This is a genomic window from Frankia sp. BMG5.60 (assembly GCF_059428125.1).
Genome location: NZ_CM182091.1, coordinates 6935571 through 6948546, shown reverse-complemented (window position 1 = coordinate 6948546; position 12976 = coordinate 6935571). Strand labels below are relative to the sequence as shown.

At 70.5% G+C, this 12976-nt stretch carries 7 protein-coding genes; 2 read left to right on the top strand and 5 right to left on the bottom strand.

What is annotated here, in order from left to right:
- Nucleotides 1-145: 145 nt before the first annotated feature.
- Together AC5R91_RS28495 and AC5R91_RS28490 are read right to left on the bottom strand one after the other, a co-directional pair.
- Nucleotides 146-343: a hypothetical protein gene (locus AC5R91_RS28495; protein WP_495394367.1), complete on the bottom strand. Its 198-nt coding sequence runs from the start codon at nt 341-343 to the stop codon at nt 146-148.
- Between the two features lie 211 nt (nt 344-554).
- A complete protein-coding gene (locus AC5R91_RS28490; RefSeq protein ID WP_495394366.1) occupies nt 555-3227 on the bottom strand; it encodes an Hsp70 family protein in 2673 nt (890 codons plus the stop codon).
- Nucleotides 3228-3753: 526 nt separating this feature from the next.
- Between AC5R91_RS28490 and AC5R91_RS28485 the strand changes: the two genes are divergently transcribed.
- Nucleotides 3754-5493, top strand: coding sequence for a GTPase (locus AC5R91_RS28485; RefSeq protein WP_495394365.1), 1740 nt, complete (start codon nt 3754-3756; stop codon nt 5491-5493).
- Nucleotides 5493-7520: a dynamin family protein gene (locus AC5R91_RS28480; RefSeq protein WP_495394364.1), complete on the top strand. Its 2028-nt coding sequence runs from the start codon at nt 5493-5495 to the stop codon at nt 7518-7520. The genes AC5R91_RS28485 and AC5R91_RS28480 overlap by 1 nt, the downstream gene beginning before the upstream one ends.
- 86 nt (nt 7521-7606) lie before the next feature.
- On the opposite strand, the gene meaB is transcribed toward AC5R91_RS28480, so the two are convergent.
- The 3 genes from meaB to AC5R91_RS28465 form a co-directional block, all read right to left on the bottom strand.
- Nucleotides 7607-8626: a methylmalonyl Co-A mutase-associated GTPase MeaB gene (meaB, locus tag AC5R91_RS28475; RefSeq protein ID WP_495394363.1), complete on the bottom strand. Its 1020-nt coding sequence runs from the start codon at nt 8624-8626 to the stop codon at nt 7607-7609.
- 120 nt (nt 8627-8746) lie between these two features.
- Nucleotides 8747-10996, bottom strand: coding sequence for a methylmalonyl-CoA mutase (gene scpA, locus AC5R91_RS28470; protein ID WP_495394362.1), 2250 nt, complete (start codon nt 10994-10996; stop codon nt 8747-8749).
- A complete protein-coding gene (locus tag AC5R91_RS28465) occupies nt 10996-12903 on the bottom strand; it encodes a methylmalonyl-CoA mutase subunit beta (protein WP_495394361.1) in 1908 nt (635 codons plus the stop codon). The genes scpA and AC5R91_RS28465 overlap by 1 nt, the downstream gene beginning before the upstream one ends.
- Nucleotides 12904-12976 lie beyond the last annotated feature (73 nt).

The window sequence follows — 12976 nt, the reverse complement described above, 5'->3', positions numbered from 1 at the left end:
TCCGCCCCCGAGGTGCAAGCTCACCGTCGTCCGTCGTGGTACCAAGGCCAGCATCGTGCCGCGGACCTGGTCGGGAGTCGTCGAGATGCGGTGCAGCCTCCTCGCGCAGGGGCGGACGGCAGGCAGGCTTTCGACACTCGCTGGCCTACTGGTCCGGCCCCGCCACCGACACGACCGGCCCGCTGTCCCTGGTCACCCCTGGCCAGGCCACCGCGGTCAGTGCCGTGCCGCTGGATGCCTCCCGCACCGCCTTCTCCGCCACCGCGAACAGCGTTGCCACGAGCACCGTCTCCTGGCAGCCGACACTCAGCGTGGCCATCCCCACGAACGTGATCGTCGGCACCTACACCTGCACCGTCGCCCACTCCGTGGCCTGAGAGCCGGCGGGCTCTGCGTGGCCTGACAGCCGGCAGGCTCACCGTGGTCTGAAAGCGGCAGGCTCTGCGTGGCCCGAGAGCCGGCAGGCTCACCGCGCCCTGCGACCGCGCGGCTGACGTACCCCGCCCTACCACGGAGATCGGCCGGCCCGCGTGCTGCGCGGACCGGCCGCCCGGTCAGGCGGGTACCTGCGCCACCCCCGTCGTCAGCTTCTCCAGCCTGGCGACGTTCTCCCCGACGGTGTCGTCGCTGCGGGGCACGTAGTGGGCGTCGAAGGCGATCTTGCGACCGTTCTCGAGGAAGTAGCGCAGGAAGGCGGCGGTCGCCGGCTGGCGCAGCGCGTCGGTGCGGGCGTAGACGAAAAGCGGCTTGCACAGCGGCAGGTACAGGCCGGTGCCGACGGCCACCGCGGTAGGCGCGACGCATCCCTCGCCATTGTTGATCTCCACGCCGCGCAGCCGGTTGCCGAACGTCTCGTACGTGGGGTAGTCCAGGAATCCGATGGCCGACCGGTCACCGGCCACGTCGTTGGCAACCCCGCTCAGGTCCACCTGCCGATAGGCGCGGGAGCGGTCGCTGGCGTCACTGATGGTCGCGTTGAAGACCTCCGCCTGCACCGAGTCGTGGGGCGGACCGACGAACGCGATCGGTTCGTCTGGGAACGAGCTGTCGATCTGGTTCCAACGGGTCACCGACGAGTCGGCGCCCCAGATCTGCTTGACCTGCTTGAGGTTGAGGCAGTGCAGCCAGGTGTTCTGCGGATTGACCACGATCGGCAGGGTGTGGTGCGCAACCTCGAACCCGACGACCTTCTTCGCGCATCCGGGATCCCTGACGACTCCCGGGGTGAGCTCGAAGGAGGCGTCGGCGAGTTCGGCCCTGCCACTGCACAGGGCCGCGAAACCGTCCTCGGTGCTGGTCGCCTCGATGCTGACGGTGACGTTGCGCTGGGCCTGGCGGAACTCGTTGTAGGCGGTCTCGGTGATGGGAGCGACCTCGGAGGAGCCCGCGACCCGGACGAGGTTCGCGGCGGGCGGCGGCTCGGAGGTGGGGCTGGACGACGGCGGAATCGGATCCGTGGTTGGGAAGGAGGCCCCGACGGCGGCCACGGAGTCCCCGCCCGAACCCGAGTCGCGCCCCGTGAGCACGACTCCGGCGGTCGTCCCGATGGCGACGAACAGGACGGCGATGATCGCCGCGGCCACCATGACCCGACGGGACCCGAAGATCCCGCCACCGCCTCCCCCGCCGCCTCCCCCGCCGGCACGGTGCGACCCGCCGGCGTCCGCGGGCGGACCCGCCGCGTCGGCGGGGAGCAGTCCGGTCTCGTCTGCGCTCGCGGCCGCGGCATAGGCAGCAGGGGCCGCGACATAGGCACCTGGGGCCGCGCCCGACTGGCCGAGCGCACCACCGCCGCCCCCACCCGCCGGGCCGGCGGCGCCACGACCGTGACCGGCGTCCGGTGTGAGCACGGTGGCCTCGCCGGAACCGGGTGAACCGCCCACAGCCCCGTAGGGATCCGGACTCCCCCCGTCCGACGATCCGGCGGCGACCGTCACCCCGCCCTCGTCGGTCGCCCCGGCGGCACCGGCCCCCGGCGGCGTCCCGCCCCCGGAGAGGAACGGCGGCAGCGATGTGAGGCTGGCGGCGTCCGGCGGGCGGATGACCGCGGTGACGTCGTACGGCTCGTCGATGGCCCCGGCGCCCGCCGCTCCCACGGCGCCGAACAGCGCCCCGCCGGCCCGGGCGGAACGATCAGCGAGGTCGGCGGCGATCAGCGCCGCGCCCATCGCCACGTCCGCGTCCGCGCGGTGCTCGATCCGGCCGATCTCCGGGAAGGCGGCACGCAGCCGGCGCAGCACCAGCGGCAGGTGCGCCACCCCGCCGGACAGCAGGATGCGGGAGAGGTCGGTGGGGCCCGCCGGCACCGAGCGCAGCGCCCGCCGGAAGGTCTCGACGGTGTCGTCGACGGTCGGGCCGGCGAACGTCTCCAGCTCGCCGCGGGTCAGCGTGACCGTGACGTCGATGCCGGGAAGCTCCACCGCCAGGTCGACCTCGTCCTCCTCGGCAAGGATCTCCTTGGCCTGCGCGGCCTCGCGGCGCAGTCGGGCGAGCGCGGTGCGGGTGGCGGCGTCGGCCCGGTCGAGGTGCGCGGGCGCGGCGCCGGCCGCGGCCAGCACCCGGTCCACCAGCAGCTCGTCGAGGTCGAGACCGGCGCCGTGACGCATTCCCGCCGGCGCGCCGACGAGCTGGAACCCGAAGGGCGAGAAGGACAGGATCGCGGCGTCGAGGAAGCCAGCGCCCAGGTCGTACCAGCCGACGAGGTCGACCGTCTGGGTCACCGAACTGCGGGCGAGCAGCGTCCCCATCGCGTCGGCCGCGGGCAGGGCCACGACCGGCAGCTCCAGCCCGGAGAGCTGGGTGATCGCGTCGGTGAAGGTCTCCCGCCGGCCCGGGGACCAGAACGTTGGGAAGGTCACCACCACCTGGTCCGGGGGTCCGCCGAGCTGATCGGCGGCCAGGGCGACGAGATGGGCGACCAGGCGGGCGAGCAGGCCCTCGCGGCTGTAGGCGGCGCCGCCGAGCAGGATCGGGCCGCCGTCGCCGAGCCGGCGCAACAGGTCGGTCGCGGACCGGTCCGGATCGGCCTGGGCCCGCCGCGCCGCCGCGCGGGCGAACTGCAGTCCGCCAGCCGGTGGCGCGTACACCGCCGACGGCAACCGCCGCTGCCCCCCGAGTTCGAGCACGCGGGGCCAGCCGCCGTCCGCGACCGCGACGATCGTGTTCGCGGATCCGATATCGATACCGAGCTGATAACCCACCGCGACTCCCGAAACCCACACGATCACCGAGGCGTCCCGGGGCGCATGGACCGCCCCCGGCCGCCGGAGCTCTCGCCCCACCAGATGGTGCGATCATCGTAGACGCTTGACCAGGCAATTTTCGTGTCCGGTGCAAGACAGGACAGGGTCGGACCAACCCTTGCCGAAGGCACATCGCTCAGTGGTCGTCCGCAGCCGAACGGTAGCGACTGCTTGGGTGAAGTGCGTCGTCCGGCACCCGGATCGGATCGGCAGGTGCGGAACGGCAGGCCGAGGACGTCGGCATCGGCATCGGCATCGGCATCGGCAGTCCTGGCCGCGTCGTCACCCCGCCTTCCGGCAGCCACATATGGGTTATACAGAACATACGGGCCATAAGCCTCGATTGTAATCTTCCATTTCACCAGGCCCTACGATGCTCCTCAGCAAATATTTGGACCCGGGCCGACCTGGTTCAGTGCAGATCCGGTTCGAGTGGTAAAAAAGGGTCGAGCGTGCTGGGCGGTGTCATCGCGGCTCCACCCGCCAGCGCCCGGCGATCATTGGAGATCGGATGGCAATTCTTTCGGGGGATGACGCAGATCCGGATGAGGCGACCGAGTCCCAGTTCGAACTCGCCAAACGGATCGCACTGCTCGCGGATCGGGCGGGGGCCGACACCGCGGCGGCGTTGATACGGCAGGCAGGACGGCGTGCCCAATCGTCGGCCGCCAGGGTGTGCGTTGTAGGCGGCACCAACGTTGGTAAGTCCAGTCTGATTAACAGGCTCGTCGGCGCAGAATGTGTGCCGGTCTCAGTCCAGCCGATCGTCACCGGACCAACAGTGGTCCAATCTGCCGCAGTCCGAACCGCCGCTGCCGAGTCGTCGCGCCAGGGCCACGGAACCAGCGGCTACAAAACCGTGACCGTCGGCGGGGACTCGGGCATGTGGCTGACCCGGGCTGGCCTGGAACTGGTGGACACCCCGAGCTGGGAGAACTGGACCAGCCAGGATTCGGCGCTCGCCGACACCGGCACGCTCAGCCGAGTTGTGACGGACTGCGACCTGGTGGTGGTCGCCACCGAGGCGCGCCGGGCACTGCCCGGAACGGACCAGGCCAGAATCGGGGCGTTGGTCAGCCAGCAACATAGTCCACCCGTGGTCGTGATCGTCACCAAGCTCGACGAGGTCGGCGACGAGGTGGACGAGGTGATGCGTCGAGTCCGGTACCTCGCCCGGGAGACGGCTCCACAGATCCAGGTGTTACTGGGGCCGGCAGACCCACGAAGTTCCGCGTCTACGGAGCGTCTGGAGCAGTGCCGCAGCGCGTTGGCCGCGCTGTCCGGCGCACACCACCGCATCGGTCTACGCACCATTCGCAGGATCCATCTTCTCAACGCCACCTGCGAACTGATCGCAGACGCCGCCGAGCGGGCCCTCGCGGACGCCCATTGGAGCGATCCGACGAAGGCACGGGCGGCGCAGGTCTGGCAGGCGGCGCGGGAGAGCGCGCAGTTCAACTGGATCGTCCTGGTCGCAGCCCTCGATGACCAGCGGGGGACCCTCGTCGCCCGGATACGGGCCGAGACCGACAGGCGTCGTGTGCAGTGCATGGCAAGCCTGGCCGCAGAGCTTTCCGAAACCACGACCACCACCCGGTCCTTCATGGAACTGCGGGTCACCCCACAGATCGACGTCATTCGGCAGGAACTGCAGGCATGGATCGTCGAGGCCGTGAGCTCCGCGCTTTCCGACGCGGCCGGCTGGCTGCACGGCGAACTCCTGCGCAACCGGCCGGGCGAGGAGTTGTTCACCGGTCCCTCCGGGCCGCACGTCTATCGACCCGTGCCCATCGTCGCCGATACCGCATCGCCGGCAGGCGCAGCGGCCGACCCGGACGGCTGGGAAGCCTCCTGGCTGCCGGAATTCGTCGGAACAACCCTGCAGAGCGTCCTGACACCGATGATCTCCGAAACGATCGCCCACCTGGTGGGCGCGGTCGGCGCCGCAGTGGTGGGTGAGGCGGTTCAACACGGACAGGACCGCCGTCTGCGCAACACCGTCGACACGCTCAGACAGTTGGTGGTGTCGGCCTTCGCCGACCAGCTGGCCCGTGCTGAGGATCACGTCGAGCAGGAGTTCCGTCGGCTGGCCGTCCGTGCGCGAGACCGCGACGAGCAGTGGTGGCGGCTGCACTCGGCAGCGCTCGCCGCACAGCCGGAATCTGTTGAACACTGGCGCGCCCTCCTGGCAGAGGCCCAACTTCTCCGCCGGTCAGCACGCATCAATCTGTCCTCCGTGGAAGGAAGATAATGGGCGACACGAGTAGCCCGGATTACAGTCGATCCGCGGGACAGTTTGACGATTGGAACACACGTGTCAACACACTGAAGAATCTCTATTCAAGCATTCAGAGGATCGCCCGAGGCTCTGGCGGCCTCCTCGGCGACCCGGCCGACGACGATCGGTTTCTTCGGTTGGAAAATACTGGCAGCGTCTTCGAGAGAGAGACGTTTCGGATCATGGTCATCGGTGAGTTCAGCAGTGGAAAAAGCACCCTGATCAACGCCATGCTCGGGAAGCGACTACTGCCGACCAAGGCGAATCCGGCGACGGCTTTCACCACCGTTCTGCGGTGGGGTGAGAACGAGCACGCCGAGCTTTACCGGAGTGTCGACGGCCGGGGCGGCATGACGGTGGTCGGTATCGAGCAGTTCCAGCGCGAGGTCTCGCTGCAGATCGACGCCGATGGAGCTCCGCGCGAACCCTCGTTCCTCCTCGCCGTCGTCTCGCAACCCCTGGAACTGCTCCGAAGGTCTGTGGAGATCGTCGACTCGGCGGGCGTCAACGAGAGTCCCGCGAGGGAGCGGGTGACCCTGGGCTTCCTCGAGCAGGTGGATGCCGTCATCTTCGTCACCGACGCGGGCCGTCCGTTCACGCTGCACGAGACGCAGAATTATCTTCGCCATGTTCAGGAACTCGGCCATGAGGATATCTTCTTCGTGGTTAACCAGTTCGACCGTATCGACGAGGAGGAACGGGGGGAGGTACAGAGTCGCTGTCGCAACGCGGTGGCGGAGATCGGCGCCGACTCGGGTCGGAATATTTTCTTCGTCAGCGCTCGCGACGCCCTGCGGGCACGATTGGACGACGATGAAGAAGGCCTCAGAAGGTCGGGAATAAATAACCTCGAACGAGCCTTGGAAGCCTTTTGCATAAACGATGCCGCGCGCGTCAAGTTCGTCAGGCTTGCCGAGTTTCTTCGGCACAGCTCCGTTGATCTCCGACGGCGCCTCCAGGAAGAGAGCGGGCTGCTGGCGAAGTCTGCGGCCGAGTTGCGGGACCTTCTTGACCAAAGCCAGCAGACACAGGATCAGATCCAGCAGAACGTCGGACAGATCGGCGAGATAATCGATCGCTGGATATCAGATGTCGAGCGGGAGATAAAGGCCGAATTCACCATTTTCCTCCGGGATCTGAGCACCAAGGTCCCGTCCTGGGAGGCCAAGGTGAGCGGACGGATCGACCGCGCCCGCAAGACGGTCACCAAGAGCGGCCGGGAGGCACTTCAACGCGAGATTGTCAGCGGCTATATGAGCAACCTCCAACGAAAGATGCAGGTTTTCTGTAATCAGGAGATCGATCCCCTGATCCTGGCTCGCCAGAAAGAACTCATCGATCGTATCGACCCGTTGATCAAGGCTCATGAGGAGGCCTTCGAAGAGCTGCGTGGAACCCTGACCGGAACCAGCTCCGAGCCGGACCCCGACTACCTGCTGCGTTCGCTGGCCTTCTCCGTCGTCCGCGAGGGGGCTGCCGAGGCCCACCGCGGCGACGTTCCACTGCTGTTCAGGCCGAATCCGGTCCTGGCCATCGGCGCCGGCACGGGAGCAGCGGCCGGCGGGGCAGCCCTGGCCGCCGCGAGCCTCATCGGCCTTGTCATGCCCCCGCTGGGACTCATGGTGGGCATCGGCGCGGCGTTGGGGCCCATCGTCGCGGCGGGAGCGGTGGTGCTGTCGGACGGCAAGTTGCGCGATCTGGTCGCCGAGAGGTTCGCCGATGATCTGTACCGTTCGGCCGAGATCTCGGCAGAACAGTACGCGCTGAATCGCGCAACCGAGCTGCGCAGCTCCTGGAGCAAGATCGAGAGAGGTCTCGCCGCCAGACTGCAGGAGCTCGTCACCAGCGTGAAGCGAAGTATCGAGGAGTCACGAGTCGACGAGCAGGAGAAGCAGCGCATGCGTAACGGTCTCTATCAGTACGAACAGCAGTTGACGGCCATCGAGGGCCGCATCGGAGATTTCCTGCGACCCTATGTGGCAGGCCGCACACAGGTGTAAGTCCGGTCCGCCGCCCGGAGGCGGCCGAGGGGTGCGGCCCCCTTCACCGCCGCCGTGTGGTCGCCGCGTGGTGCATGCCCCCGGACTCAGCTCGGGGGCGCGGAAGCTTCCGGCGCGGGTTCGCCGAAGGCGGTGAGGATCGCGTCGGCGGCGAGGGCGGGGGTGAGCGTGCCGTCGCGGACGCGGCGTTCGAGGTCGGGGGTGATCTCCCGGACGCGCGGGTGCGCCCGCAGCTCGGCGAGCAGCCGGTCGTGGACCATCGCCCAGGTCCAGTCCACCTGCTGGCGCCGGCGGCGGGCGGCGAGCTCGCCGGAGGCGTCGAGGGTGTCCTGGTGCTTGACCACCTGCGCCCAGACGGTGTCGAGACCGGTGCGCTCGGCGGCGCTGCAGGTGAGCACCGGGGTGTTCCAGTCACGTGGCCCCGAGGAACCCTGCAGCATCCGCAGCGCCCCGGCCAGCTCGCGGGCGGCGCGGCGGGCGTCGAGCTCGTGCGGGCCGTCGGCCTTGTTCACCGCGATGACGTCGGCGAGCTCCAGGACGCCCTTCTTGATCCCCTGCAACTGGTCGCCGGTGCGGGCCAGGGTCAGGAACAGAAAGGTGTCGACCATGTCGGCCACCGTCGTCTCCGACTGGCCGACGCCGACCGTCTCGACCATGACGACGTCGTAGCCGGCCGCCTCCATGACGACCATCGCCTCCCGGGTGGCCTTCGCGACCCCGCCGAGGGTGCCCGCGGTCGGCGACGGCCGGATGAACGCCGCCGGGTCCACCGACAGCGCGGCCATCCGGGTCTTGTCGCCGAGGATGCTGCCGCCCGTCCGCGTCGACGACGGGTCGACGGCGAGCACCGCCACCTGGTGGCCCCGCCCGGTCAGGGTGGTGCCCAGCGCGTCGATGAACGTCGACTTGCCCACGCCCGGCACCCCGGTGATGCCGACGCGGCGCGCCTTACCGGCGTGCGGGAGCAGCGTCACCAGCAACTGCTGGGCGAGCTCCCGGTGGTCCGGCCGGCGGGACTCGACCAGCGTGATGGCCCGCGCGATCCAGGTCCGCGACGAGGCCAGCACGCCGTCCGCGTACTCGGTCAGATCGATGCGCCGGTTCACGGTGCCAGCGACGCCAATGCCGGAGATTTCATTGCCGGAGACACCATCGCCGGAGATACGGATGCCGGAGACGCGGATGCCGGAGACACGGATGCCAGCGATGCCACAGCTCGGGCCGCCTCAGGCGGCGGAGTGGCCGAGCTGCGCTGACAGGGTGGCGAGCAGCTCCAGCGCCGCGTCGGCGATGACCGTCCCCGGCGGGAAGATCGCCGCAGCCCCGGCGGCCCGCAGCTCGTCGAAGTCGCCCGGGGGGATGACCCCGCCGACCACGATGAGGATGTCGGAGCGGTCCAGCGCGGCGAGCTCCTCGCGCAGCGCGGGCACCAGGGTGAGGTGACCGGCGGCCAGCGAGGACACGCCGACGATCTGGACATCCGCCTCGATCGCCTGGCGGGCGACCTCGGCGGGCGTCTGGAACAGCGGGCCGACGTCGACGTCGAAGCCGATGTCGGCGAAGGCGCTGGCGATGACCTTCTGGCCGCGGTCGTGGCCGTCCTGGCCCATCTTCGCAACGAGGATGCGCGGCCGACGGCCCTCGGCGCGCTCGAACTCGGCGGCGGCCTCGCGGGCGGCCGCGACGTTCCCGGCGGGTCCCGCCTCGTCCCGGTACACCCCGGAGATGGTACGGATCTGGCCGGAATGGCGCCCGTAGACCTTCTCCAACGCGTCGGAGATCTCGCCGACCGTCGCCTTGGCGCGGGCCGCGTCGACGGCCAGCGCCAGCAGGTTCTGCTCCAGCCCGGGACCGCGACGACCGTCGCGGGCGGCGTCCGCGGCCGCGGTGAGCGCGTGCAGCGCCGACTCGACCGCGTTCGGGTCACGCTCGGCGCGTAGGCGGCGCAGCTTGTCGATCTGTTCGGTGCGCACCGCCGAGTTGTCGACCTTGAGGACCTCGATCGCCTCGTCGGCGTCCACCCGGTACTTGTTCACGCCGATGAGCGGCTGGCGGCCGGCGTCGATGCGCGCCTGGGTGCGCGCGGCGGCCTCCTCGATGCGCATCTTGGGGATGCCGGCGTCGATGGCCTGCGCCATGCCGCCGGACGCCTCGACCTCGCTGATGTGCCCCCATGCCTTGCGGGCCAGGTCGTAGGTGAGCCGCTCGACGTAGTGGCTGCCGCCCCACGGGTCGATGACCCGGGTGGTGCCGGACTCCTGCTGCAGCAGGAGCTGGGTGTTGCGGGCGATGCGGGCGGAGAAGTCGGTGGGCAGCGCCAGCGCCTCGTCGAGGGCGTTGGTGTGCAGCGACTGGGTGTGGCCCTGGGTGGCGGCCATCGCCTCGACGCAGGTGCGCACCACGTTGTTGAACACGTCCTGGGCCGTCAGCGACCAGCCGGAGGTCTGCGAGTGGGTGCGCAGCGACAGCGACTTCGAGCTCGTCGGCGAGAACTGGTTGACCAGCCGCGCCCACAGCAGCCGGGCCGCCCGCAGCTTGGCGACCTCCATGAAGAAGTTCATGCCGATCGCCCAGAAGAACGACAGTCGTGGGGCGAACGCGTCGATCGCCAGCCCCGCGCCGAGCCCGGCGCGGATGTACTCGACGCCGTCGGCGAGCGTGTAGGCCAGTTCCAGGTCGGCCGTCGCCCCGGCCTCCTGCATGTGGTAGCCGGAGATGGAGATCGAGTTGAACTTCGGCATCTTCTGCGAGGTGTACGAGAAAATGTCCGAGATGATCTGCATCGACGGCTGCGGCGGGTAGATGTAGGTGTTGCGGACCATGAACTCCTTGAGGATGTCGTTCTGGATGGTCCCGGCGAGCTGCTCCGGGGCCACCCCCTGCTCCTCGGCCGCCACGATGTAGAGCGCGAGCACCGGCAGCACCGCGCCGTTCATGGTCATCGACACGCTCATCCGGTCCAGCGGGATGCCGTCGAAGAGCTGGCGCATGTCGAGGATGGAGTCGATGGCCACCCCGGCCATGCCGACGTCGCCGGTGACCCGCGGGTGGTCGGAGTCGTAGCCGCGGTGGGTCGGCAGGTCGAAGGCGACCGACAGGCCCTTCTGCCCGGCGGCGAGGTTGCGCCGGTAGAACGCGTTCGACGCGGCGGCCGTGGAGAAGCCGGCGTACTGGCGGATCGTCCACGGCTGGGTGACGTACATCGCCGGGTACGGGCCGCGCAGGAACGGCGCGATCCCCGGGTAGGTGCGCAGGAAGTCGAGCTCCGCGGTGTCCGAGGCGGTGTAGAGCGGCTTGACCGCGATGCCCTCGGGGGTGTCCCAGGTCAGGGCGTCGACGTCCTTGCCGGTCGCCGACTCCAGCGCGGTGCGCCACTCGGCCTCGGGCGTGTCCGCGCCGGCCGGCGGGGCGCCGAGCTCCACCTGGGAGAAGTCCGGGATGGCGGCGGAACGCCGGTTCGAGCTGTCCACGGACATCAGCGCACTCCCGCCTCGGCCTGCGTCGCCTGGAGCACGGCGACCGCATTGCATCCTGTGAAGACGTACCCGTCGATGCCCGCCTCGGCGTCGGACTGGGCGCGCGAGCCGGGCTGACCGGCGAGCCAGACCTGGCGGGCGCCCGCGTCGCGCAGCGCCTGGGCCACCGCGACGGCGTGCTCGGCGTACACCTTGTCGCCCGAGCAGAGGCAGGCCACCGCGGCGCCGGACGCGGCGAAGGCCGCCGCGATCGCGGCCGGGTCGGTGCCCGGGCCGGACGTCGGGGTCTCGAACCCGCCCGCCTGGAACAGGTTCGCGGCGAACGTGGCGCGGGCGGTCGACGCCGCCGCACTGCCGAGGGTGGCCAGGAACACCACCGGGCGGGCGGCCGCCTCGGCGTGGGCGTCGGCACGCGACCGCAGCGCCTCGAAGTCGGCGTCGTAGTGGATCTCGGGCAGGCCGGGCACCCCGTCGGTGGTGGGGCGCTGTTCGGCCGGGGCCGGGACGCGCTCGGGCAGGCTCTCAGCCAGGTTCGGGAACTCGCTGACGCCGGTGAGGGGATCGCGCCGGTGGGCGATCGCCTCGGCGCGCGTGGCCCAGGTGGCCCCGATCCGCTCGGCGACGAGACCGGAGCGCAGGGCGGCGACGATCCCGCCGGCCCGCTCGATCTCGGTGAACCAGGCCCAGCCGGCCTCGGCGAGCTCGGCGGTGAGCGACTCGACGAACCACGAACCGCCGGCCGGATCGATCACCCGGATCAGGCTCGACTCCTCCTGCAGGAGGGTCTGGGTGTTGCGGGCGATCCGCCGGGAGAAGTCGTCGGGCACGCCGAGGCGAGTGTCGAACGGCAGGACCGTCACCGCGTCCGCGCCGCCGACGCCGGCGCCGAAGCAGGCCAGGGTGGTGCGCAGCATGTTCACCCAGGGGTCGCGGCGCGTCATCATCGCCGCCGAGGTGACCGCGTGCTGGCGCTGGGCGCGCTCGGCCGGCTCGGCCCCGCACACCTGCGCGACCCGGGACCACAGCCGGCGCGCGGCCCGCAGCTTCGCGATGGAGGAGAACTGGTCGGCGGTGACCGCGTAACGGAACTCGAGCTGCCCGAGGGCCTCGGGCAGGCTCAGCCCCGCGTCGGTGAGCGCGCGCAGGTAGGCGACGCCGGTGGCCAGCGACGCGCCGAGCTCCTCGGCGTCGCTGGCGCCGGCGCGGTGGTAGGGCTGGGCGTCGACGACGAGGGCCCGCACGCCGGGGAACTCGGCCGCGCAGCGCGCCGCGAGGGCCGCCGCCTCGGCCAGCCCCGCCGGCCCGTCCGCCGGCAGTCCCGCCCGCGCGGCCAGACCGATCGGATCGGCGCCGAGGCTGCCGGCGAGCTGCGAGCCGGGCACGCCGCGGGCGGCGGCGAGGCGGAAGAGCTCCTCGGCCGCCGACCGGGTCTGCGCGCCCGCGTCGAGGACGACGGGGGCGAGGTCGAGGTAGACCTCGCCGAGCACCGTGGCCAGCGAGTCGACCGGCAGCCCGCCGGGGCCGAGGCGTAGCCACAGCGACGTGACGCCGTTCTCCAGGTCGGTGAGAACGGCGTCGGCGGCGGCCTTCGCGTCGGGACCGGCGTGCAGGGCGCGGACGTCCCAGCCGGTGGAGCCCGCGCCCTGGGGCCGACCGCCCCGCACGAACGGCGCGAGGCCCGGCAGGCCCACCCCGCCGGCGGGCAGATCGTCGGCGGTGTAGAGCGGTCGGATCAGCGGGCCGTCATAGGTCCGCGTCGCCAGCAGCTCCTCGACCTCGCCGGCGGCACTCGACTCGGTCGCCACGCCGGACTTGCGCAGGACGCCCAGGACGAGCTGCTGCCACTCGGCGCGGGTGGCCTCCGGAAAGTCTGCGGCCAGCGACAGCCCGGCCGATGGAACGCTCATGTTCCGGATCGTAGGCGTGGGACGCCCGGACGGCTTGGAATGTACTTCCTGTCACAAGTCCTTGCACGCCTTT

Coding starts and splice junctions, on each gene's coding strand:
- AC5R91_RS28485 (WP_495394365.1), top strand. CDS start 3,754: ATGGCAATTCTTTCGGGGGATGACGCAGATCCGGATGAGGCGACCGAG.
- AC5R91_RS28480 (WP_495394364.1), top strand. CDS start 5,493: ATGGGCGACACGAGTAGCCCGGATTACAGTCGATCCGCGGGACAGTTT.
- scpA (WP_495394362.1), bottom strand. CDS start 10,996: ATGTCCGTGGACAGCTCGAACCGGCGTTCCGCCGCCATCCCGGACTTC.
- AC5R91_RS28465 (WP_495394361.1), bottom strand. CDS start 12,903: ATGAGCGTTCCATCGGCCGGGCTGTCGCTGGCCGCAGACTTTCCGGAG.